Consider the following 22,077-nt stretch of genomic DNA (forward strand, 5'->3'; position numbering starts at 1 on the left):
GTCGGAGTGGCAGCGCTGGCGCATCTACTACGCACGCAGGGCCCAGGAGCGGGAGATAGCGGAAGCGCGGGGAGGGTGAGGTGGAGACTCGGATTGCCGTCGGTGGCCTGGCCCAGCTCAACCGTGGCCTGCGCGCGATCGACAACGACGCGCCGAAGCAGCTGCGGCTCGCCCTGAACGACGCCGCCACGCTGCTGGTCGAGCGGGCCCGGCCCAAGGTGCCTTCGGTGTCCGGGGCGGCGCGCCGGTCGATGGTGGCCCGGTCCACCCGTACGTCGGCGCGGGTGGCGGTCGGCGGGAAGAAAGCCCCGTACTTCCCGTGGCTCGAGTTCGGCGGGCAGGGCCGCATCGCCGGGCGCCCGGCGGCGCGGGAGTTCCTGCGTGACGGCCGCTACGTGTACCCGACGCTGCGTCAGATCCGCCCGCAGATCGAGCAGCAGTTGCAGGACTCCATCACCGCGGTGATCCGCGGCGCCGGGCTGGAGGCCGGCTGATGGCCGGGAACACGCTGACCCTGGAGTTCGCCGGTGACGCGGACAAGCTGAAGCGGGCCGCGCGGGAGGCGAACACGGCGGTCGACAGCGTCGCCCAGGCCTCGAGGGACGCGGCCAGCCAGTTCAGCGACACCGCCCAGGAGGCGTCGCGGTTCGAGCAGCGGATGGGCAACCTCGGGGCGGCCACGTCGGGCCTCACCGACGCGGTCGACTCCCTCGGCGGTGGCCTGCAGGCGGTCGCCGACATCCAGGACTACGCCCGCGACCGGGCGCAGCGGCTCGCTCGGGCGAACGTCGACGTGATGCAGGCGCAGGAGGACTACAACCAGGCGCTGCGCGACAGTAAGCAGGCGGCGATCGACGCCGACCAGGCCGAGGTCGACCTGGAACAGGCGCGGCTGGACCAGAAGACGGCGCTGAAGGACTACAACGCCGCGGTCAAGGAACACGGCCGCAACAGCGACGAGGCCAAGCAGGCGTCCATCGACCTCAAGCAGGCCGGGGTCGACGTCAAGCAGGCGCAGGAGGACGCCGCGCAGGCGACCCGCGACGGCACGCAGGCCAACATCGACGCGAAGACCGCGCAGGTCGACCTGGCCGACGCGATGCATGAGGCCAAGCCTCCCGAGTTGCAGGGCTGGGCCGACAAGCTGAACCTGATCACGCCGCTGCTGTCCGCGCTGGTCGGCATCGTCGGCCTGGTCACGGCCGCACAGTGGGCGTTCAACGCGTCGCTGCTCGCGTCCCCGGTGACGTGGATCGTGCTCGGTATCGGCGTGCTGATCGGCGCGATCGTGCTGCTGGTGAAGAACTGGGACAAGGTGAAGGCGGCCGGCGGCGCGGCGTGGCGGTGGGTCAAGGACCGGGCGTCCGACGCGTGGGGCTACGTGAAGCAGATTCCCGGATGGGTGGCGGACCGGTTCGGGAAGATCGGATCGGCGATCTCGCGGCCGTTCCGCAACGCGTTCAACCAGATCTCGTTCGCCTGGAACAACACGGTCGGCCGGCTGTCCTGGTCGGTGCCGGGCTGGATTCCGGGTATCGGCGGTAACTCGATCTCCGTGCCGAACCTGCCCACGTTCCACAAGGGCGGCACTGTGCCCGGACCGCCCGGGACCGAGGTGCCGATCCTCGCCCTGGCCGGTGAGACCGTGCTCCCGCCCGGCGGCGGCGGGTCGGGAACGACACAGGTCATCGTGATGCTCGACAGCGACGTCTTGATCGAGGGAATCGCTCGTACGGTCCGCCGCCGCGGCGGCAACGTGCAGGCCGTCCTGGGTGGCCGCAATGCCTAACGACGTCGCCCTGGAGATCTTCTACGACGGCGGCTGGCACGACCTGGTCGCCGGTGACGACGTGTTCGCCGACGCGCCGCTCGTCATCCAGCGCGGCGACGGCGCCGAGTCCGCGGCTCCCCGGCCGGCGTCGCTGACCGCCCGGCTGAACAACGCCGAGGACACCTACCGCACCAGCAACCCGGAGTCGCCGCTGTTCGGCAAGGCGGGCCGCAACACCCCTGTGCGGGCGACGGTGGGCGGCACCGTCCGCGCGGTCACCGAGGAATCGTCGTGGAGCTCCGGGCAGACCCGCGACTTCCGGGCCCGGCCGAGGCGCGGCAAGGCCTGGGTGGACCTGGACTCCGGCGGGCTGCTGCGCCGCATCGGCCAGTGGACCGAACCGCTGAAGTCGCCGTTCTACACCTACAACGCCGCGCTCGGCACGCTCGGCGGGTACTGGCCGATGGAGGACGCCCGCGGCACCGCCCGCGCGTTCACCCCGGTCACAGGGGCACGCAACAGCGCCCTGATCGGGCAGTCGTTCGACTCGCAGAAGCGGCCGCCCGGCTCGGGGCCGGTCGCCGAGGTCAACACGCTGATCGACACCGCCACCTTCCGGATGGCGCCCGGTGACGGCGCGTCGACCAGCGGGTGGCAGTACTCGCTGGTGACCTACATCGGGGACCTGAACAACCTGTTCCACTCGCCGATCTCGCTGCAGCTGGGCAACGGCTACTCGGTGTTCTTCAGCCTCGACGACTCGACCGACACGTCCCTGATCGACGTGTTCGACCCGTCCGGCTCCCAGGTCGCCGCGCAGTCCGCGAACTTCAACGGCTACCAGTTCACCGGCCAGTGGGTCATGTTCGTGCTCAAGGCCACCTACTCGGCGCCGAACACCACCTTCCAGATCTACTACCGGTCGGCCGACGAGAACTCCTGGCTGACGTACACGCTGGCCCACGCGATGACGCCGTCGATCGTCCGGGCGGCGTTCGCCAACTCGCTGCCCGAGGGCTCGGCGTACGGGCACGTCACCGCCACCGTCGGCCTCACCGACAGCCTCACCGACGAGGCCCGGTTCACCGCGTTCCGCGGCCACGCCGGCGAGACCACCGCCCAGCGGTTCGCCCGGCTGTGCACGGCCAAGAACCTCGCCTACTCGATCGTCGGCGACCAGAGCAAGGCGACACCGATGGGCCCGCAGCCCCTCGCCGCCTTCCCGGAGCAGCTCAAGGAGATCCGCGACACCGAGGACGGCCTGCTGTTCGACGCGGTCGACGGCGCCGAGCTGGCGCTCGTGCTGCGCGACGCCCGCTACAACCGGACCCCGGTGTCGATCGATGTCACCGAGCTGCCGTTCCCGCCTCCCGAGGTCACCGACGACCTGCCGGTGCACAACCTGGTCACGGCGGCCCAGCGCGACGGCGGCGACGCCACGGCGGAGGACTCGACCGGCCCGCTCGGCACCCAGGACCCGCCGGACGGGGCGGGCGAGTACCGGCACACCGTCGACGTCAACCTCGACGACTCCACCGACCTGCCGCAGGTCGCGAACTGGTGGCTGCGCCGCGGCACGGTCAACCTGCCCCGCTACCCGGCCGTCACCGTCAACCTGGCCGCCCTCGACGCCGCCAGGGTCGCCGAGCTCGAAGCGGTCGACGTCGGCGACGTCCTGGAGCTCACCGGCTACCGGGAGAACCCGATCCGGCTGCACGTGCTCGGCTACACCGAGACGATCGGCTGGCCCAACGCCCGCACCATCGTGTTCCAGTGCGCACCCGACCAGCAGTTCGACGTCGGCGTGTACGGCCAGCGACGCTACGACCTGCGCACCAGCACGGTCAGCGGCTCGCACACCGCCTCGGCAACCCGGCTGTGGGTGCAGATGACCGCCGACGAGGCCTGGTCGCGGACCAGCCTGCCGTACGACTGGGTGGTCGCCGGCGAGCGGATCAGGGTGCTGGGGATGACCAAGCTGGGCAGCGTCGCCCCGGTCGACGGCACGTTCGAGGCGGGCATCGACGCGTCGTGGTACGTCCAGGGCGGCTCGTCGGGCGTGCCGCTCATCTCCAGCGCAGGATCCGGGCACAACAGCAACCGGTCCGTGGCGTACATCGTCGCCGGGTCACCGTCGCAGGCGATCATGCGGTCCAACGCGACGCTCGCCGCGTCGCCCGGCCAGACGTTCACCGCGTCGATGTGGGTGTGGATCGCGACGACGACGAACGTCACCGCGGTGATCGACTGGCTCAACGGCGGCGGCTGGTTCGCCGGGGCCTCGAACACCGTCAGCGTGACCGGCGGCGTGTGGACCGAGATCACCGTCTCCGGGACGGCCCCGGCCACCACGACCCGCGTCGAGTACGGGCCGTCGCTGCTCTCGTCTCCGGCCAACGGCCTGACGCTGTTCGTCGACGACGTCGACATCGTGCGCACCGACTCGCTCGCCCTGCGGCAGGCGGCCACCTGCACACGGTCGGTCAACGGCATCCGCAAGACCCTGCCCTCCGGTTCGGAAGTGCACGTGGCGACCCCTGGGAGGTGGGCGCGATGACCGTCTACGGCGGCGACATCATCTACGCGGCAGACCTGAACGCGCTGCCCCAAGGAACCATCGCCCGGTACGCGCGTACCACCAGCAGCACCGGCGTCACCACCACCGAGACCGGCTACATCCGCATCGACAACGTCGCGGTGCGCGCGGGCTACTCCTACCGGGTCACCTGGCACAACCCGATCTCGAACTGGGCCACCAGCGCCAGCACCCCCTCGCTGCGCATCCGGGGCACGCAGTCCGGCACGGCCGGGACCGGCAGCACACAGCTGCGCGGAGGTTTCGGCCGGTCGGTAGGCGCGTCCGACGCGAACAACGGCCCCGTCGCCCCGGTCATCGGCATCTGGGAGTGCACCAGCAGCGGCACCCTCTCCGTGCTCGCCACGTTCGTGCGGGCCAGCGGCACCGGCACCGTCGGCATGTTCGCCAGCGGCGCTGCGGAATCGCTCATGACCGTCGAAGAGGTCGGCCTCACCCAGGCCGACAGCGGAACCAGCGTCTAAGGAGATTCACGTGAAACAGCTGACCTGGCCCGCCGTCGGGCTGATCGCCGTCCTGGCCGGAACCGCCATCGCGCTGGCCACCCTCGCCCACTGGGACGCCGGGGCGATCCTCGGCGTGCTCGGCATCCTCGGCGGCATCGGCGGTGGTGCTGCGGTGGCCGGTGGCGTCGCGGGCAAGGTCGAGGAGGTCCACGCCGAGACGGCCGCGCAGACCAGCCAGCTCGCCGTCATCGAGCGGCAGACCAACGGCCTGTCCACCGCCGAGCGCGAGGACATCGCCCGCCGGGCCGCGGCCGCCGCGATCGCCGCCTACCGCGCCCAGGACGGCCGCTGATGGCCACCCTCGTCCCGTGCCTGGTCGCGCTCCGTTCGGAGTTCAACGCGCTGTTCCCCGGCCGGGACAAGGCCTCGGATGGGTGGATCGGCGACCCGGCGCACCAGGCCCGCGACTCCGACCACAACCCGGACAGTCGCGGCCTGGTCCACGCCATCGACGTCGACCGGAACCTTGGTTCCGGCGCGGACATGCAGGCGTTCGTCGACCACCTGGTGGCCCGGCACCGGACCGGTGCCGACAAGCGCCTGTTCTACATCATCTACAACCGGCGGATCTGGTCAGCGTCGCGCGACTGGACCGGCCGGGCGTACACGGGCGACAACCTGCACACCGAGCACGCGCATTTCAGCGCGTCCTACACCCCGGCCCGCGAACGAGACGCCAGCAGCTGGCGCCTGGAGGAGGTACCCGTGGCACTCACCGACACCGACCTGCAGAAGATCGACGCGATGATCGGCCGGCACGTCAACCGGCTGGTCACCGCCACCGAGCAGGGCGACACCGGCACACCGACCACCCCGGTCGGGCACCACGTCCTGTCCCAGGGCATCCCGAACCCGATCCGCGGCAAGAAGACCACCGCGTACGAGCTGCTCGGCGACATCGCCGACGCCGTCACCAAGTCCTGACGCAAGGAGGCCGGTGCCCGCGCCCACCCTCGGACACGCGGTCACCGGCCCCCAACTGCCGCGGGCAGCGGCAGGCCTACTCGATCGGCTGGACCAGGTGCGGCCGGTGCTTGGCGATCCAGATCTCGACGTCACCGGCCAGCCAGATCCGGCCGCACGCGAGCTCGTCGAACGGCGCCGGGAACCCGTCCCGCCGGGTCAACCGGCCCGCCCAGGTACGCCCCACACCCAGGCGCCGCGCGATCTCCGCGACGCTCATGAGGCGCCCGGACACGTTCACGGCAGCCTCCCCACAGCCGCCCAGCACATCGCCGCGGACTCGTCCGCCGTCCGGTCCTTCGCGGCGACACGCCAGTGCGCGGTCGACACCACGCCCGGGTCGACCAACTCGAGACCTTCCAGGAACCGGGCGACCTCGGCGCGGGTACGCAGCCGCAACGGCAGCTGATGCGCCTCGGCCGCGTCGGCGATCATGGCCCGGACGGGTTCGGTGACCGGGTCGGCCGTGTAGTGCGACAGCACCACATAGCTGCCCGGCGCCAGTGCGGCCACCAGCTTGCCGACGACGTCGTGCGCCTGCCCGTCGGGTAGCTCGGGCAGAATGGCGGACAGCAGCAACCCGGCCGGCGCGCTCAGGTCGACCGCCGTCGTGTGCAGCGCCGCGAGCACCGCGCCGGGATCACGCACGTCCGCCTCGACGTAGTCGACCGAGCCCTGCCCGGTGCCGGTCAGCAGAGCACGGGCGTGGACCATCACCAGCGGGTCGTTGTCGACGTAGACGATCCGGGCCTGCGGTGCGACGGCCTGCGCGACCCCGTGCACGGTCACCGCCATCGGCAGGCCCGCACCGATGTCCACGAACTGGCGCACGCCCACCTCGGCGAGGTGGCGTACCGCCCGGGACAGGAACTGCCGTGCCTCACGGCTCGCGGTGACGAGTGCCGGGCAGGCCTTCAGCAGCGCCTCGGCGGCTACCCGGTCGGCGGCGAAGTTGTCCTTGCCGCCCAGCAGGTAGCCCCAGACCCGCGCTGAGTGCGGCAGATCGGTGTTGAGCGTGGCCGTGTCCGTCATCGCCGCCGCCCCGCCGGATCGGCCACCGCCGGAGCCTGCGCGAGGATGCGCCGCACCGCGGCACTGTGCTCCGCGGCTTGGGCCCGTTCGGCGGCACTCCACGCCCGGGCCGCGGCGACCCGCCGCACCCACATCACATGCCGTACGACCCTGGTCAGCATCCGCCCCTCCCCACCGTCCGGGGCGGCGACGGGCCGGGTAGGGGTCGCGACCTCAAGGTCCGGCACGCCGCCGCTGACCTGATCGTCACGGACGGATCACCGGTTGTTGCGCAGGCGGATGTACGCAGGTGACGCCCAGGTGTACGCAACCGTGCGAACAGGTACTCAGTCGTCGGCCGGCCGGGCCGCTTCGGCCTCTTCACGCAGATCGGTGGCCTCAGGCAATCCGGCCGCCGCGACGCCGTCGACGAGCTCGGTCACACGCCACCAGTTCGACGGCACGATCCGGCCCGACTGGATCGCCGCCCGCACCTCCGCTGTTGTCTCCTCCGGGCGATCACCGGCGAGCAGCGCCAGGCCGAGGTCGAGACGCGCCGACGCGATCCGCCGCGGCCGTGCACCCTCAGCCTCCAACTCGGCGATCACGTCCCGGGCCACCTGCTCGGCCCCCGGGTCGCCCGCCCACGCCAGTGTGGTGGCCGCGTAGCTGTGCGCCTTGTTCGGGTCGTACTGGTAGTGGTGCTCCGGGTGGTCCGGCGCCGCTCGGTGCCCGGCCATGGCCTCGACCCGGCGCAGCGCGTCACGGGTGGCGCCCTGGTCGCCGATGCGCGCCCAAGCCCGGCCCTCCTGCGCGGTCGCCTGGACGATCGCCGACCCGTCCGCGGGCGCGATCGCCTGCGCGTGCCGGGACAGGTCGACTGCGCGCCGGTAGTCGCCGCCGGTCAGCGCATCCCAGGCCTGCGTCTCCAGGCACCAGGCAGCGATCTCGGGATGTTCGGCCTGTTCGGCGAGCGCGGCCGCCGTGCCGAGGTGGGCGTCGGCGGCGAGGCGCTGCTGCAGATCGATGTGCAGGGTGGCTCGCAGCAGGGAGAGCCACCCGCCGACGACGAGCAGGCGGCGGTGCTGGCGCAGCGTCTTGTGCCCGTCCAGGAGCTGCTCGACGTACTGCAGGTGGCGGCGCACCCGCGGGATCAGGTCGGCGGGCGGAGTGGTCGCGTACGACATGGCCATCCGGTCCGCGATCTGCTCCAGCCGGTCAAGCACGGCATCGCTCACATCGGACCGGCACGCGCGCTGCTCCAGCTCCAGTGCTTCCAGCTCGCCCTCGACGTCCTCGGGTGCCGGAGTGCGCAGGGTCGCGGTGAGCCTGCCGTGTGCGTCGAGTGCTCCGTCCAAGGCTGCTGCGACCGGACGGGTCGGCCGGCGGTTGCCCTTCTCCAGGTCGTTGATCAGGCTCGGGCTCACGCAGGAGAGGGTGGCGAGCTGCCGGTACGACAGATCGCGGCTGGTCCGGAGACGGTGTAGCTCTTCGCGGAAGGCACTGCTGTCCATGTGTCACGTCCCTGCTTGCGGTCAGGGGACGGCGGCCGGGCCGCAAGACTCCGGCCGCCAACATCGACGGTACGTCATACCTGGAAACGGCCGGAGCAGCCACCAGGGCACGGCCACTGTTCCACCTGAATGGTGCGGCCCCGGGGCGAGTAGGTGAGCAGAGTTGCTCAGGTGACACAGATGTGTCACCTGACCCGCCTGGGACCACCTGGCGTCGCCAATTGGCAACAATTGTTGACACGCGAAGCGGCCCGCCCCGGACTGTCCCCACCCCGGGACAGTTGGAACGGGCCGCAGATTCGGCCGCGCGGTGGCCGAATTCGGCAAGCGCGTGCCGAATTCCTACGCCTGGTCGGCGCCCTTCAGGTAGCCGAAGCTGTCCAGGATCGCACGCGCCAGCTCGGCCGCCTGCTCCCACGTCGTCAGCTCCAGGTCCGCGCGGACCATCAGCGCCGGCACCCCGACGGTGCCCTCCTGCGGGCAGTCCGTCCGGGCCACCCGGACGTCGAGCTGCGATCCCTCGTGCGCGTGCAGCAGGTCGCGGGTCGTCTCGTCGATGCCGTGGTCGTCGCCCATGTGCAGGATCAGGTTCTCGATCGGGTCGGCGGGGTCGTCGCCGGTGTGGTCGATGGTGCACCAGTCCGGGCAGTCGATGGCGGGCGGCTTCGTGCCGCAGCCGGAGCAGATCAGGCCCTCGGCCAGGAACTCGCCGTGGCCGGCGTCGTGGCAGATGTTCGGTACGGTGCTCATGGGTCGGACCTCCGTTGTCCGATCAAGGGCCCGGCCGGTGCTCCAACACCGCGATTCCGGGCCCGTCCTGTACAGCAAGGGACTGTGGCCCGTACGTTCGTTGTTGATCTGCCTTTTTGCTGGTCAGCACAGCGTTTATAGCCGAAGTGCTCATAATCCCTCGGTCGCGGGTTCGAGTCCCGCCCGCCCCACTCTATTTGCCTGGGGGCGACCCCCAGACCCCACGTTGCGGTGGGCGCGGTCGGTGGTCCGGTCGCGCCTTCGTCGGGGTTGCGGCCTTCGGCCGATCCACTCACCGGGCTATCTGGTGGCTTCTTGCGGCGAGCCGGGTCGAAGCTTGCTGGGCGGCCTTGTGGTGGGGCCGAGGGTCTGTTCCTCGGGACCGCGATGGATCCGGCCGCGGCAGGCGCCGGTCTGGACATCTGGCAATCGGAGCACTCCGGCCCTCTCATCCGCCAGAGAGCGGGCACGGCGTGGCCAACTCGCCTGAGCACTCGCAACCACCCGTGCATGACGCGCCTGGCTCATCGGACCCACGGTGCCGGTGAGTGGCCACGGGAGTTACGTTAAAGAATCTTTAAGGAACGCTTGCTCAGCGTCGTGAACTGCCGCCACATCGCTGCTCGTATATCTCGGCACAAGCAGTACCGAGACGAAGAGGAGCCGTGCATGTATCGACGCGGAGTCAGCAGCCGGACGCGCAAGCTGGTGATTGGAGGTGCCGCCGCAGCGCTGCTCGGCTCGGCGCTCGCGGTCGGCACGGGGATGGGCCAGGCCGCCGAGTCCGGAGCCGGCTCCGGGAACATCAACGCTTTGGTGCCGGCGCTGGGTTTCAGCCCGGGTGATCCGAACGCGACGGCCGACCGTGTGGGCCCTACCGGGGTTAATGTTCCTGGTCGCTGCCCACCCACTCAGGCCCAAGTGAACGCGCAGGTGGCGCTCAAGAATGCGAACCTTCCGAGTGGGACGGACCTTGAAAGCCGCATCCAGCGTTTTGAGAAAACGTTGTCGGCGATTCAAGACTTGAAGTGCCCCGCATCGTCCACGACTTTGCTGGGCCGCTTGAAATCCTTGACCGCGCTGCGCGGAAACGCGAACCGCGATGACATCCTGCGTGGTCTGGGTTTGAACGAAACGCCAGCGGACAAAGGCGCCGCCACGGGATCCGGTGACGCGGCCGCGGGTGGAGCGACGGGGAACGCCGGAGCCGGCTCCGGGAACATCAACGCTTTGGTGCCGGCGCTGGGTTTCAGCCCGGGTAATCCGAACGCGACGGCCGACCGTGTGGGCCCTACCGGGGTAAATGTTCCCGGTCGCTGCCCACCCACTCAGGCCCAAGTGAACGCGCAGGTAGCGCTCAAGAATGCGAACCTTCCGAGTGGGACGGACCTTGAAAGCCGTATCCAGCGTTTTGAGAAAACCTTGTCGGCGATTCAAGACTTGAAGTGCCCCGCATCGTCCACGACTTTGCTGGGCCGCTTGAAATCCTTGACCGCACTGCGCGGAAACGCGAACCGCGATGACATCCTGCGCGGTTTGGGGTTGAACGAAACGCCAGCTGGATAAAGCCGCGGGGGAATGCGGCGCCGTAAACGCGCCAGCGAAACAAGCGGCGCCGCGGACAACGGCAACCTGATCCTTCGCGGGTCCTGATCCACCGCACGGAACCGCCTCGCCGGAGGCCCTCGCACCACGGGGGTCTCCGGCGCGTCCGTGTGTGGGCCGTGCGCGCGGTGATCTTCGGCTACTTCATAGTTCGCAGCCACCGCCGCAACGCTGTCCCCAGCGACATCGCGCCCACCGCCGCCCCCGTCGCCACCGCCGATCGCCATGATCGCAGCCCTTCTGTCGCCCATGAGCCGACCGAGCGACCGCATTCCCGCAGCGCCACAGCGACGCCGCAGCGGCGGGAGCTCTGTTCGGATCGTAGTGATCAGTTTGGCGGCATCGTCGGCGCTGTCATGAAGAACGGTCACGTCGCGGTCAACGGCTGCGACCGTCATCGATCACGGCCGCCGGGTGAGATGAACCCCAACGAGTGAAAGATTTAGATGCATCGACATTATGTGCCTAGTGTCCCTCGCAGCGATCCAACGATGAATGGAGTCAGTGTGGGTAAGTCCAGAGGGCAGACCGTAGACGGCTTGACCTTCCCGACGCTGCGGGTCGAAGTCCAGGACATTCCTGATTGGCGCTGGTACTCAACCCGGGACGAGGATGGCCGATCGAAGCTGGTGCGCCGACTCGGCGACCGTGTCGCCGAGATCCGATGGGACGGCGAGTGGTGGCAGTGGACGATCGTCGGCGACGAGAAGGTGGCGCTGCTGCGGGGGCATGGCGGTCGCCTGACTGAGGCGCTCGTGGCGGCTGAGAATGCACAGCCCTACCGAATTCAGTCCTGTCCGTCGTGGTGTGGGAGTGATCATTCCTCGAAGTTGGAGTCGGATAACAGCCGTTTCCACTCGACGTTTGACGAGATCACCGTCGGCGAGGGCCGGGCCGTGGCCGAAGTGGGTACGTGCTGCTTCACCGGCCCGGACTGCGATTCGCAGTACGGCCCAGTCGTCTATGTTTCTGGTCTTGCCGACAACGAGCTGACCGTGGCCGAAGCTGAGCGACTGCGTTCGGCACTCGCCGCAGCGATCGTGCGCGCTGAGAACGTGGGATCGCTCCGTCAAGAAGATGCCGAGCAATGCAGGCAGTCATCGATTCGGCAGCGGACCAGCTTCGACATGCGGCGGTTCGCTCTGCCGTTGGCGTGCGAAAATCGCGACAGCTCTCGGGCGGCATGACAGGCACGGGGCAGCCGCTCGTTCGCAGGCGGGAAAGCTGGACGCCGTGACCGCCGATCCGTGTAGCGGGAAGCTGGGGTGAGCTCCTTCTACTTGTCGAGGTAGTGGCCGTGGCAGGCGGCGATTTCCAGGTCGCCGCCACGGACGCGGTAAATGAGCCGGTGTTCGTCGTTGATGCGGCGGGATTACCAGCCAGAGAGCGGGCCTTTCAGTAGCTCGGGCTTGCCGAGGCCGGTTCCGTGCGGATCCCGTTGAACGTCAAGGATCAGCTTGCTGGTGCGGCGGGCCATCTTCATGTCCCGGCGTAACCATCCGTCGTAGTCCTCCCATGCGTTGGGAGTGAAGACGATGCGCAAGCTCATGCGGCTTCCTTGCCGGGTGCCGGAGAGGCGGACGTCGAGTCGAGTGGATGCTCCTCGCCCAGGCCGGCATCGGCCTGGGCGATACTCTCCAGTAGTCGGCGGGCGTTGGAGGCGGAACCGAGAACATGCAGCGTCTCGGTCATGGCGTTCCACTCGTCCAACGAGACGATGACGACGGCCTTGCCGCCGCCGCGGGGGATGATGCACTCCTCGGCATCATCGATCACCGCGTCGACCACGGCGGCGAGGTTCTTGCGAACGTCGCTGATTGTCAGCACCTTCATCTTGACCCCCAGGAGCGGAACGTACACTCAAACGTACGTCAATTGGTACGTCACTCTGCAGGTGTCGGAAGGGTGCACCTATCTGGCCGTATCAAATCCCTCGAACTGATCAATGGCAGGTGCTGACACCGCTGCGACGGCCGTAGCTTCTCCTTCACGGCATCGTCGAGATCTCTGATGTTGAGAGCCGCCATGGATCCTCCCCTGAGAGCAGAGTCTGCTAGCGCGCCAGCTGGTCAAACGCCGTCCGAGGCGGGGGTGAGCGCCGGTCAGTTTGTCGGGTCGAGGAGGCTGAGTCCGATGGCCGCCTGTGCGGCTGGGGCGGGCTGGGTGCGGCGGGCTTGGCAGAGGAGGATTCCGGCGTAGCCGTGGGAGTCGTGCTGGGATGTTGGGATGACTTCCTCGTGGAGTGGTTCGAAGTCGGGGTGGAGGGCTGCTCGGAGGTCGCGTTCGTCGATGTCGGCGCCGGGGAAGGTCTTGCCGCCGACTGTGTAGCCGCGGCACCGGCGCAGCGCCGCGGTCAGGAAGAGGCCGCCGGGCTGGACCAGGCCGGTGATGTGGCGCATGAACAGTTCCCACGTGGTGCGGTCGCCGGTTGCCGAGTCGGCGCAGTAGGCGCTGACCACCGTCGGGTAATTCCGGTTCACCGGACGAGGGTGGCGCGCGTCCACCCGTACCAATGTGGTGATTTTTGCCCTGGTGAGGTCCTCACGCTCGGTGATCTCGTCGTCGGTGGGACAGGTGTTGCCCTCGCACTGCAGGGTGTATCGGACGAACGGCCGCCAGTCGTGGGCGCCCGGTGCGCGGTCGATCCATCGCTGGATCTCTGCGAGGTTCTCGGGCAGGTAGTCGCCCAGATGAATCTCGGACGCCCTCTCGGCGCACGCGAACACGTGGTGGAGGGTGGGACCGCTTCCGAAGTACAGGATCGGCTGATCGCGTTCGGCGTGGTGCATCGCGTTGACGAGGAACGCGATCGTGGCGATCTCGTCGGGCTCGACGGTGCGGTAGTAGTCGGTGAGGTACTCGGCGGGCACCCAGTCCCTGTCGAACGACGCGTGTGTGCGGCGCCGGCTGAGGACGGTCCGGGTGAGGCCGGCGAGCGCGACTTCGTAGAGCGCGGCGCCGAGGTTGGCGCCGGCGAGGAAGACGAGTGCCTCGTCGGTGGTGATCGCGTCGGTGGCAGCGGCGGCACCGAACGCGGCTACGTAGTACGGCACTTCCTTGGCGATCTCGGTGCCGGTGTATGCCACGGCGGCGGCCAGGCGAGTCGTGCGCCCGTCGCCGAAACGGCGACGGGTCACGTCGTACGCCAGTTTGGACAGCACGTTGGTGCTCGCCCCCGTCGCCGCCAGCAGAGTCGCGTTCGCCCTCAGGTTGGCGCGGAGCCCGAACACCCAGACCACGTAGCTCGCGAGGAGGAACATCACCACCGATCGATGGTCGAGGCCGGTGAGGAACCCGGAAGCGACCAGACCGGCTCCGGTGGCCGCCGCCCACACGTCCAACGCGTAGGTGGACGCCGCGGTGGCCGCCAGGCTGGTGGCCCAGGCGGCGAGCGGCGACATCGGCGGAACGGGCGATCGGGCCATGGGCACCTCCGGGCAGCGCTGCTGTGAAGTGCCCAGTGTCGGCCGGGCGGGTGCTCACCTTCCAGGTCAGATCGTGGTCAGTAGCTGCTCACGGGGGCTTCGGTAAGCAATACGACACCGGCCATGGAGCGCCGGAACGCCGATGTGGTTTCGAAACTCATGGATGTATTCGGGGATCCGGTGCACGGTGCATGGAAGCGCTCCCACGCTTCCCCCGGAGGGCACATGCGTCTCTTTTTCCGAATCCTCGCGGCGACGGTGGTGACTGCCGCCTCCGTCCTGGCCGGTGGCACCTCCGCGCAGGCGGCCACCGAGATCTGTGATCAGTACGGCACCGTCGTTGTCGACGGCGGGCGCTACATCGTGCAGAACAACCGATGGGGCGCGTCCTCCGCGCAGTGCATCAGTGTCGACGGCGCCGGCTTCCGGGTCACTCGCGCCGACCACAACAACGCGACGAACGGGCCGCCGGCGTCCTACCCGTCGATCTACGCCGGCTGCCATTACGGCGCCTGCACCAGCGGCAGCGGTCTGCCTCTGCGCGTTCGTGACTTCGGCGACCCGCGAGCGACCTTCAACATCGGGACCCCGGACTCGGGCGAGTGGGACGCGGCGTTCGACCTCTGGTTCGACGCGTCGGCCAACCCGCCCGGCCAGAATCACGGCGCCGAACTGATGATCTGGACCAACCACCGGGGCCGTCCGCAGCCGATCGGTTCCCGCGTCGGCACCGTCGATCTCGAGGGCGGCACCTGGGACGTCTGGATCGGCAACATCGGCTGGAACGTCATCTCGTACGTCCGGACCCGGCCGAACAACACGATGGCCAACTTCAGCGTCAAGGCGTTCACCAACGACGCCGTCGGCCGCGGGCAGATCGACGTCGCCTGGTACATGACCAGCGTGCAGGCCGGTTTCGAGCCGTGGATCGGCGGCACGGGTCTGTCGGTCGACCGGTTCGCGTTCAACGCCAACGGCTCGACCGGCGGCGGCGCGGTCACCCCGCTGCGCGGCGTCGGTTCGAACCGCTGTGTCGACCTGGCGGGCTGGGGCACCGCGGACGGCAACGACCTGATCCTCTGGGACTGCCACGGCGGCTGGAACCAGCAGTGGCGCCGGGACGGCAACGCGATCGTGAACCCGCAGTCCGGTAGGTGCCTCGACGTACGCGGCGCCGGCACCGCCAACGGCACCGAGGTCTGGCTGTGGAGCTGCATCCCCGGCGGTATCGCCCAGCAGTGGATCGCCGAGCCGAACGGAACCCTGCGCAACCCGCACTCGAACAGGTGCCTGGACGCCGTCGAACGTGGCACGGCGAACGGCACTCAGCTGCAGATCTGGGACTGCACGACGCTCGGCCAGTCCAACCAGCTGTGGAGGTTCGCGTGAGACGCCTCCTCGTGACTCTGGGTTCCAGAGCTAGATCTTCGGCGCGGCCGCCCGGAATTCGTCCAAGTTCTTGACTGTCAAGATTTTGGACGACTACTGTTGCCGCGTCGGGGTCCGGTGGCGGTGGTGCCGGGCTGTTCAGAAGGTGGAGGGGCGTCATGTTCGGCAAGAAGACGATCTCGGTGGTGGGTGCGACCGGCGTGCAAGGGGGTGCTGTCGCGCGGGCGTTGCTCGCTGACGGCGTGTTCGGGGTTCGGGCGATCACCCGTGACGCGTCGTCGGCCAAGGCTCGGGCGCTGGCGGAGCTGGGGGCCGAGGTGGTCGAGGCGACGCTGAACGATGAGGCGACGCTGCGGAAGGCGTTCGACGGGGCGTATGGGGCGTTCCTGGTCACGCCGTTCTGGGAGCACATGTCCGCGGCCAAGGAGCTGGCCGAGGTGGCGAACCTGATCAGCGCGGCCACGGCGACCGGGCTGCGGCACGTGGTCTGGTCGACGCTGGAGGACACCCGCGAGGCGATCCCGGTGTCCGACGAGAGGATGCCGACGCTCGACGAGGTCTACAGGGTGCCGCACTTCGACGTGAAGGGCGGTGTCGCGGACGCGATGTTCGCCGAGTCGGGGCTGCCCACCACGTACCTTCAGGTGTCCTTCTACTGGGACAACCTGCTCACCGATGTGAAGCCGCAGCGTGACCCGGACGGGACGCTCGCGCTGCACCTGCCGATCGCCGGTACGCCGGTGGCCGGTATCGCCTCGGAGGACATCGGCCAGGTGGTGCTCAGCGTGTTCCAGCGGCCGGCCGAGACGATCGGCGCGACCCTGGGCGTGGCCGGCGAGCACCTGACCGGTGACGAGATCGCCGCCACCTTCAGCGCTGTGCTCGGCGAGCCGGTCGCCTACCGGCCGCTCACCCACGACCAGTTCCGCGAGCTCGGCTTCCCGGGCGCGGTCGAGCTCGGCAACATGTTCCAGTACTACGCCGAGTTCCCCGACTCCTACCTGGGCCGGCGCGACGTCGACGTGGTGCGCTCGCTCAGCCCGGAGTGGCTCAGCCTCGCCGCCTTCCTGGCCAGGCACCGGGACCGCCTGGCCGTCTGATGATCGGGCCGGCGGATCCTCAGCCGGGCACGCGCCTATGAGCAGACTCTACGGTCGATGCCCGGGGCGGCCGTTGTTACGGCCGCCCCGGCAGGTTGCTCAGCGGACGGTCGTGGTCAGCACGGCCGGATGTAGTACGTGGACAGGCCGCTGAACGTGGGGTGCGATTCCCATGCCCCGTTCGGGGTCCAGTAGATGACGTTTCGGCTGTACCCCTTGAAGGCGGCGCGAGTGCCCCGGGTCTGATTGTTCTCGTACGAATTGAAGGAGTACGGGGTCGCGTAGTCCTGACAGTAGTAGTAACTGTATTTCGCGCCCTGGTAGTACTGCATCTGCCAGGTGCAGAAGTAGCCGTAGTCGCAGCCGTAGAGCAGCGTGCCGGGGGACCTCGCGGTGGTCAGGTTCCGGGCATGCTTCTCGCCGGGAAGGGGCAGCGTGGTGTCGCCGGCCCCGTTCGCCCAGCGAACCCGGTTAGCAGCGATCTGAGTACCGCCGTCCTTCTCCAGGATCGCCTCGACCCGCGCCTGAAGGCCCCGTGCCTCTGCCGTGGTGAGCCCCTCGGCCCTCGCCTGCGACGCGAACGTGTTCTGGTCGTCGGCGGCTGACGCCGGCTGAGCGAAGGTGGTCAGCGTGCTCGCCGCGAATGCGAGAGCAAGCAGCGGACGCCACGATCGGCGGTGCATTTTCATATACGCCTTCCAAGCAAATTTCGGCAGGCTGTCGGCCGGCCGAATTGGATCCTGTTCCTCAGGGGCGCGATCCACAAGACCTGGATACGGTCAATAAGAGCAGCTTTTCCGCCAGGCCATCGACGGGTTGTCTCCACCGCAGGGAATCGCCGGGCGTCATAGCGTCGCCTTCGTGAACAGTCTCGAAAGCGGGCACCTCCGACGCAGGTTCCTGGAATTCTCGGCCTTCTGCCTGGCACTCACCTGGATACCCTGGTTCGTCCTGGGCGCCTGCGACGTGAACCTCGACGAGGGTGCCGGCTCGCTGGTGTTCGGGCTTGCCGCGAGCGGTCCGTCGTTCGCGGCGCTGGCGATGTTCCTGCGTCATCGCCGCGAGACCCGGCCGGTCGCCGACTTCCGGCGCTGGGCCGGATGGGCGGCCGGAGCGGTGTTGTCCGGCGCTTTCGCCTCGGTTGCCGCGGCCGTCCTGCTGAACGCGGCGGACCTCAGCGTGATCGCTGACCATGCCGGCTCTACGATCGCCGACGTGGGCGGGCCTCTCGCCGCGCTGATGTTCACGTTCCTGGCCGGGCCGGTGGCGGAGGAGTTCGGCTGGCGGGGATATCTGCAGCCGCGCCTGCGGCAGTCGCACGGGCGAGTGCTCACCACCGTGGTGCTGGCCACCGGGTGGGCGATCTGGCACCTGCCGCTGTTCTTCCTCGAGGGCACCGGGCAGCAGGAGATGCGGGGGCTGCTGTTCTTCCTGGAGCTCTTCCCGCTCACCTACCTGATGCTGTTCGTCACCGAGCATCTCCGCGGCGGTGTACCCGCGGCGATCCTGGCCCATGCGGCCTGGAACTTCAGCGACGCGGTGCTGCCGAGCCTGGACACGGGCGGGCAGTGGCTGAGGCTGACGATCCTGACGCTGGCGGCTGTGGCGTCGGCGGCCTGGTGGCGGGGCCGTGAAGGGAGGGCCGGGGGTCGGGCATTCATGTCGTGGACGACATCACCGAGCAGGGGAGGGGCGGACCTCGATTGCTGACCGAACAGCCTGCGCTCCATCCGTCGGACGAGGCGATACTGCGCGAGTCCGACAAGGATCCGGAGCGGTTCGCGGTGATCTTCGACGCCTACCACGGCGAGATCTACCGCTATGTGGCCAGCCGGCTGAGTGTCGGCCACGCCGATGACCTGGCCGCTGAGACGTTTCTGGTCGCGTTCCGCGCCCGGAGGCGTTTCGGTGCCGGCGGCGGGCACGTCCGCGCCTGGTTGTACGGCATCGCCACCAACCTGATCCGCCGGCACCGCCGCGATGAGGAGCGCAAGTACCGCGCCCTCGAACGGGCGGAGACCGCGGGCCGGGCAGAGGCAGGCGACCATGACGACGCCAATCGGATCGTCGCGCGAGTCGCCGCGTCCGGCGTTCAGCGCGACCTTGCCGCGGCGCTGCGGTCACTCAACCGTGGTGACCGCGACGTGCTGTTGCTTGTCGCTCTCGGCGGGCTCAGCTACCCCGAGGTCGCCGAGGCGCTCGGTATCCCGGAGGGGACTGTCGGGTCGCGTCTCAACCGTGCCCGCAAGACCGTCCGCAGCGCCCTGGGCGGAGCCGACCCCACCCGAGCCGACCCCACCCGAGCCGACTCCTACCGAGACGAGAACAGGAGCACACGATGAAAGATCTCGAGCTGATCCGCGAGACCTTGAGCGCCGCGCCGCCGTCGGCGCGAGCGACCGTTCAGGCACGCAACCGGCTGACCGCCGCCATCGAGGGGCGGCGATCACCGAACCGGGCGCGGCGCTGGGTGGCCGCCGGCGCCGGGGCGCTGGCGAGCTTTGCCGTGCTCGCGATACTCCTCGCGTCCTACGGGGAACGGCCCGGTCCACAGGCGGACCCCTCCGAAGCGTCCGCACAGGACATCCTGCTCGCGGCGGCGACGCAGGCTGTTTCCCGGACCGAGACCGGACGGTACTGGCGTGTTCGGACGATCTCGGTCGCCGGGCCGATCAGGGTGGGCGAGGCCCCGAACGCCTACGACATCGTCGACCGCAGCGTCGACGAACGCTGGATCGCCCGCGACCCGTCGGGGACGAGCTGGATCGGAAGTCGCGACCTCGGCTGTCGCCCGCGCAGCGAGGCGGACGAGCGGGCATGGCGCGCCGCGGGCTCCCCGGCGCACTGGGATTTCAAAGCGGACAGCGAGTCGGGGTCGGTGCGATACAGCACGGCGCCGGGCAAGGGCCGACTGGAGCGACTCGACTCCACCCACTCTGATTCGCGAGTCCTGGGCATCCGGGCGAGTGAACTGCCGGCCGACCCGGACGAGCTCCGCGCTCTGATCGCCGGATCGATCGCCGCGGGACCCGACGGGTTCGCGCCGGGCACCAGCGGTTCCGAGATCCTGCTGTTCGGTGCGATGTCTCAGCTGCTCGTGGAGGTGCCGGCCACCGCAGCGGTGCGCGCGGCGGCGTTCACCGTCCTCGCCGGCATCAGCGGCATTCGCAGCACCGGGGCGGTCAAGGACGATGAGGGACGCACCGGCGTCGGCATCGAGCTGGTCCGGGAATCCCCTGACTACGTCGAGACGCACCAGCTGGTCGTCGACCCCACGACATACCTGATCATGGCCCGGAGCTCGACCGGCATCCCGGCCGGCGCGGGGGAGAAGCGGCCGGTCAAGGAGCAGCGCCGAGTGATCCTCGAAGCGGGATGGACCGACGAAAAGCCCGAGCGGCCTCAAGATTGACGAGAGTCTGCCCTGGCCGACGTGGGTTGCCAGGGTGCTTACACTTATGGATGGCTCCCCGAATTGGACTCGAACCAATAACCTGCCGGTTAACAGCCGGCTGCTCTGCCAATTGAGCTATCGGGGACTGCTTCAGTGCCTCATCGCCCGGTTTCCCTGGCGACGGAGAACAGAGTACATGACCATCCGGGCGCCCCACCAACGGGATACCCCTCCAGCGGGTCGTGCAGCGGTGACATGCCGGAAACGGCGATCCGGTGAGTATCGGACCGACAGGATGGGTATGCATCCCCGCAGACGCACGCGCGTCATGAACGGAAGGAGCCGCCACCATGCGCGGAAAGCTGATGTTTCTCACCGGTCTCGCGGCGGGCTTCGTCCTGGGCAGCCGTGCCGGCCGGGAGAAGTACGAGGAGATCCGGGCCAACGCTGAGAAGGTCTGGCGTCACCCGTCGGTCCAGGAGGCCGCCGGTGTCGCTCAGGCCCAGGCCAACAAGCTCTACACCGAGGGCAAGGACAAGCTGCAGTCGTCCAAGCTCGGTGAGAAGCTCCAGACGAGCGGCACGACGACGGGCACGAGCTCGGACGCCACGGATGAACTGACCCCTGCCACCCCGACGAAGAGCACCAGCACCGGCACGACGTACTGAGGCCGGTTCGACGCAGGGCCGCCCCCGGAGACGGGAGCGGCCCTGCGTCGTGTCAACGGGTCAGTCCGACGAGAAGGCGGCGTCGAACGCGGCGGACGGCGGGTCGAAGGCGAGCCCTCGGACGAACCGCAGAGCCTCGGGAGCGCCGACGAGCCGATCCATCCCGGCGTCCTCCCACTCGATCGAGATCGGTCCGTCGTACCCGATGCTGTTCAATGCCCTGAAACAGTCCTCCCACGGGACGTCGCCGTGCCCGGTGGAGACGAAATCCCAGCCGCGTCGCAGGTCGGCCCAGGGCAGGTGTGAGCTGAGCCGGCCCCGCCGCCCGTCGCCGGTGCGCACCTTCGCATCCTTGCAGTCCACGTGATAGATCCGGTCGTGGAACTCGAGGATGAAGTTGACCGGGTCCAGGTCCTGCCACACGAAGTGCGACGGGTCCCAGTTCAGCCCGAACGCCGGCCGGTTGCCGATCGCCTCCAGCGTGCGGCGGGTGGTCCAGTAGTCGTACGCGATCTCACTGGGGTGCACCTCGTGCGCGAACCGGACACCGACCTCGTCGAAGACGTCCAGGATCGGGTGCCAGCGCTCGGCGAAGTCCGCGTACCCACGCTCGATCATCTCGGCGGGGGCCGGCGGGAACATGGCGACGGTGTGCCAGATCGACGAGCCGGTGAAGCCGACGACCGTACGGACTCCGAACTTCGCGGCCGCCCGGGCGGTGTCCTTCATGCGCTCGGCGGCGCGTCCGCGTACCCCCTCTGGTTCTCCATCGCCCCAGATGGACGCCGGCAGAATGCCGCGGTGGCGCTCGTCGATCGGGTGATCGCAGACCGCCTGGCCGACGAGGTGGTTGGAGATCGCGAAGCACTTCAGGTTGTACTTGGCCAGTTGCTCGTGCTTGCGGTCGATGTAGTCGTCCTCGGCGAGCGCCCGGTCCACCTCGAAGTGGTCGCCCCAGCAGGCGATCTCCAGGCCGTCGTAGCCCCACTCCGACGCGAGTTGGCAGACCTCCTCGAACGGCAGATCGGCCCACTGGCCGGTGAAGAGCGTGATGGGTCGTGCCATGGTCCCTCCCTGGTGGCTGGCGGTTAGCCGGCCGGCGAGGGAAAACCGGCCTCGGGGACATCGCCACGGAAAGCGGCACGACCTGGTCAAGCCGGGACGGGTTTGCGCCTCCCGCCCGGCCCGCCCGTCGCGGCGGGTGGCCCCACCCGCGACTCTACGACCCACCGGACACATGCGGAACGGGTCTGAGCCGTTCGGCTCAGACCCGTTCCGCGCGCTCGAGGTTCAGGCGAAGGCTTTGATGGTTCGCCAGTCGACGGAGAGGACGGTTGTCTGGGTGCCGCCGTAGGTGGTGGTGGCCAGATACATGCGGGTGGTGC

The 22,077-nt window shown here is 69.1% G+C and carries 24 protein-coding genes, 1 tRNA gene and 1 pseudogene; 15 read left to right on the forward strand and 11 right to left on the reverse strand.

The features are described from left to right. Positions 1–80: 80 nt before the first annotated feature. From AB0M02_RS44255 to AB0M02_RS44280, 6 genes are read left to right on the forward strand one after another with little or no spacing between them, the layout of a single operon-like run. Positions 81–494 carry an HK97 gp10 family phage protein gene (locus AB0M02_RS44255; protein WP_364238526.1) on the forward strand — a complete coding sequence of 138 codons (414 nt, stop codon included), beginning with the start codon at positions 81–83 and terminating at the stop codon, positions 492–494. Beyond that, entirely contained in the window at positions 494–1,789 is a 1,296-nt protein-coding gene (locus tag AB0M02_RS44260) for a hypothetical protein (protein ID WP_364238527.1), read from the forward strand. The genes AB0M02_RS44255 and AB0M02_RS44260 overlap by 1 nt, the downstream gene beginning before the upstream one ends. Next, complete coding sequence (locus tag AB0M02_RS44265) at positions 1,782–4,328, forward strand: carbohydrate binding domain-containing protein (RefSeq protein WP_364238528.1); 2,547 nt, start codon at positions 1,782–1,784, stop codon at positions 4,326–4,328. Before AB0M02_RS44260 ends, AB0M02_RS44265 begins: the two co-directional genes overlap by 8 nt. After that, positions 4,325–4,831: a hypothetical protein gene (locus AB0M02_RS44270; protein ID WP_364238529.1), complete on the forward strand. Its 507-nt coding sequence runs from the start codon at positions 4,325–4,327 to the stop codon at positions 4,829–4,831. Before AB0M02_RS44265 ends, AB0M02_RS44270 begins: the two co-directional genes overlap by 4 nt. A 10-nt stretch (positions 4,832–4,841) precedes the next feature. Next, positions 4,842–5,165, forward strand: a complete 324-nt coding sequence (locus AB0M02_RS44275; protein ID WP_364238530.1) for a hypothetical protein — start codon at positions 4,842–4,844, stop codon at positions 5,163–5,165. Then, positions 5,165–5,797, forward strand: a complete 633-nt coding sequence (locus AB0M02_RS44280; RefSeq protein WP_364238531.1) for a hypothetical protein — start codon at positions 5,165–5,167, stop codon at positions 5,795–5,797. The genes AB0M02_RS44275 and AB0M02_RS44280 overlap by 1 nt, the downstream gene beginning before the upstream one ends. A gap of 76 nt (positions 5,798–5,873) precedes the next feature. On the opposite strand, the gene AB0M02_RS44285 is transcribed toward AB0M02_RS44280, so the two are convergent. From AB0M02_RS44285 to AB0M02_RS44305, 5 genes are all read right to left on the reverse strand, one after another. Beyond that, positions 5,874–6,077 carry a DNA-binding protein gene (locus AB0M02_RS44285; RefSeq protein ID WP_364238532.1) on the reverse strand — a complete coding sequence of 68 codons (204 nt, stop codon included), beginning with the start codon at positions 6,075–6,077 and terminating at the stop codon, positions 5,874–5,876. Beyond that, the gene (locus tag AB0M02_RS44290) at positions 6,074–6,868 is read right to left on the reverse strand and encodes an SAM-dependent methyltransferase (protein WP_364238533.1); all 795 of its coding nucleotides are present in this window, start codon (positions 6,866–6,868) and stop codon (positions 6,074–6,076) included. Before AB0M02_RS44290 ends, AB0M02_RS44285 begins: the two co-directional genes overlap by 4 nt. After that, the gene (locus AB0M02_RS44295; protein ID WP_364238534.1) at positions 6,865–7,029 is read right to left on the reverse strand and encodes a hypothetical protein; all 165 of its coding nucleotides are present in this window, start codon (positions 7,027–7,029) and stop codon (positions 6,865–6,867) included. Before AB0M02_RS44295 ends, AB0M02_RS44290 begins: the two co-directional genes overlap by 4 nt. Positions 7,030–7,194: 165 nt before the next feature. Then, the gene (locus AB0M02_RS44300; protein ID WP_364238535.1) at positions 7,195–8,361 is read right to left on the reverse strand and encodes a helix-turn-helix transcriptional regulator; all 1,167 of its coding nucleotides are present in this window, start codon (positions 8,359–8,361) and stop codon (positions 7,195–7,197) included. 342 nt (positions 8,362–8,703) lie between these two features. Continuing rightward, positions 8,704–9,111, reverse strand: a complete 408-nt coding sequence (locus tag AB0M02_RS44305) for a hypothetical protein (RefSeq protein ID WP_364238536.1) — start codon at positions 9,109–9,111, stop codon at positions 8,704–8,706. A 669-nt stretch (positions 9,112–9,780) separates the two neighbouring features. On the opposite strand from AB0M02_RS44305, the gene AB0M02_RS44310 reads away from it, so the two are divergent. The 3 genes from AB0M02_RS44310 to AB0M02_RS44320 all read left to right on the forward strand — a co-directional run bounded on the left by AB0M02_RS44310 (position 9,781) and on the right by AB0M02_RS44320 (position 11,903). Next, positions 9,781–10,677 (forward strand): hypothetical protein, encoded by an 897-nt coding sequence (locus AB0M02_RS44310; protein WP_364238537.1) that lies wholly within the window; start codon positions 9,781–9,783, stop codon positions 10,675–10,677. Positions 10,678–10,835: 158 nt separating this feature from the next. After that, positions 10,836–11,153, forward strand: a complete 318-nt coding sequence (locus AB0M02_RS44315) for a hypothetical protein (protein WP_364238538.1) — start codon at positions 10,836–10,838, stop codon at positions 11,151–11,153. Positions 11,154–11,255: 102 nt separating this feature from the next. Further along, positions 11,256–11,903: a hypothetical protein gene (locus AB0M02_RS44320; protein WP_364238539.1), complete on the forward strand. Its 648-nt coding sequence runs from the start codon at positions 11,256–11,258 to the stop codon at positions 11,901–11,903. A gap of 89 nt (positions 11,904–11,992) precedes the next feature. On the opposite strand, the pseudogene AB0M02_RS44325 reads toward AB0M02_RS44320, so the two are convergent. The 3 genes and pseudogenes from AB0M02_RS44325 to gntF all read right to left on the reverse strand — a co-directional run bounded on the left by AB0M02_RS44325 (position 11,993) and on the right by gntF (position 14,141). Continuing rightward, positions 11,993–12,265, reverse strand: a pseudogene (locus AB0M02_RS44325) (Txe/YoeB family addiction module toxin). Beyond that, a complete protein-coding gene (locus AB0M02_RS44330; RefSeq protein ID WP_364238540.1) occupies positions 12,262–12,576 on the reverse strand; it encodes a type II toxin-antitoxin system prevent-host-death family antitoxin in 315 nt (104 codons plus the stop codon). The pseudogene AB0M02_RS44325 and the gene AB0M02_RS44330 overlap by 4 nt, the downstream one beginning before the upstream one ends. 242 nt (positions 12,577–12,818) lie before the next feature. After that, on the reverse strand, positions 12,819–14,141 hold the full coding sequence (gene gntF, locus AB0M02_RS44335) for a guanitoxin biosynthesis pre-guanitoxin forming N-methyltransferase GntF (RefSeq protein ID WP_364238541.1): 1,323 nt from the start codon (positions 14,139–14,141) through the stop codon (positions 12,819–12,821). 225 nt (positions 14,142–14,366) lie between these two features. Here gntF and AB0M02_RS44340 point away from each other — a divergent pair, with 225 nt between their 5' ends. Both AB0M02_RS44340 and AB0M02_RS44345 read left to right on the forward strand, forming a co-directional pair. Then, positions 14,367–15,530 carry an RICIN domain-containing protein gene (locus AB0M02_RS44340; RefSeq protein WP_364238542.1) on the forward strand — a complete coding sequence of 388 codons (1,164 nt, stop codon included), beginning with the start codon at positions 14,367–14,369 and terminating at the stop codon, positions 15,528–15,530. A 158-nt stretch (positions 15,531–15,688) separates the two neighbouring features. Further along, complete coding sequence (locus AB0M02_RS44345) at positions 15,689–16,630, forward strand: NmrA/HSCARG family protein (RefSeq protein WP_364238543.1); 942 nt, start codon at positions 15,689–15,691, stop codon at positions 16,628–16,630. Positions 16,631–16,746: 116 nt separating this feature from the next. On the opposite strand, the gene AB0M02_RS44350 is transcribed toward AB0M02_RS44345, so the two are convergent. Next, the gene (locus AB0M02_RS44350; RefSeq protein ID WP_364238544.1) at positions 16,747–17,313 is read right to left on the reverse strand and encodes a hypothetical protein; all 567 of its coding nucleotides are present in this window, start codon (positions 17,311–17,313) and stop codon (positions 16,747–16,749) included. A gap of 178 nt (positions 17,314–17,491) precedes the next feature. Between AB0M02_RS44350 and AB0M02_RS44355 the strand changes: the two genes are divergently transcribed. Genes AB0M02_RS44355 through AB0M02_RS44365 form a run of 3 tightly spaced genes read left to right on the forward strand, consistent with a single transcriptional unit; the run spans position 17,492 to position 20,042 of the window. After that, positions 17,492–18,340, forward strand: coding sequence for a type II CAAX endopeptidase family protein (locus AB0M02_RS44355; RefSeq protein ID WP_364238545.1), 849 nt, complete (start codon positions 17,492–17,494; stop codon positions 18,338–18,340). Beyond that, positions 18,334–18,972, forward strand: a complete 639-nt coding sequence (locus AB0M02_RS44360; protein WP_364238546.1) for an RNA polymerase sigma factor — start codon at positions 18,334–18,336, stop codon at positions 18,970–18,972. The genes AB0M02_RS44355 and AB0M02_RS44360 overlap by 7 nt, the downstream gene beginning before the upstream one ends. Next, the gene (locus tag AB0M02_RS44365; RefSeq protein WP_364238547.1) at positions 18,969–20,042 is read left to right on the forward strand and encodes a CU044_5270 family protein; all 1,074 of its coding nucleotides are present in this window, start codon (positions 18,969–18,971) and stop codon (positions 20,040–20,042) included. Before AB0M02_RS44360 ends, AB0M02_RS44365 begins: the two co-directional genes overlap by 4 nt. A gap of 51 nt (positions 20,043–20,093) precedes the next feature. Here the strand turns inward: AB0M02_RS44365 and AB0M02_RS44370 are convergent. After that, a tRNA-Asn gene (locus tag AB0M02_RS44370) sits at positions 20,094–20,169 on the reverse strand. A gap of 205 nt (positions 20,170–20,374) precedes the next feature. Here AB0M02_RS44370 and AB0M02_RS44375 point away from each other — a divergent pair. Then, positions 20,375–20,692 carry a hypothetical protein gene (locus AB0M02_RS44375; RefSeq protein ID WP_364238548.1) on the forward strand — a complete coding sequence of 106 codons (318 nt, stop codon included), beginning with the start codon at positions 20,375–20,377 and terminating at the stop codon, positions 20,690–20,692. 60 nt (positions 20,693–20,752) lie between these two features. Here the strand turns inward: AB0M02_RS44375 and AB0M02_RS44380 are convergent, their stop codons facing one another. Beyond that, positions 20,753–21,757, reverse strand: coding sequence for a sugar phosphate isomerase/epimerase family protein (locus tag AB0M02_RS44380; RefSeq protein WP_364238549.1), 1,005 nt, complete (start codon positions 21,755–21,757; stop codon positions 20,753–20,755). Positions 21,758–22,077 lie beyond the last annotated feature (320 nt).

This window comes from Actinoplanes sp. NPDC051861, assembly GCF_040681145.1.
Lineage (GTDB): Bacteria > Actinomycetota > Actinomycetes > Mycobacteriales > Micromonosporaceae > Actinoplanes.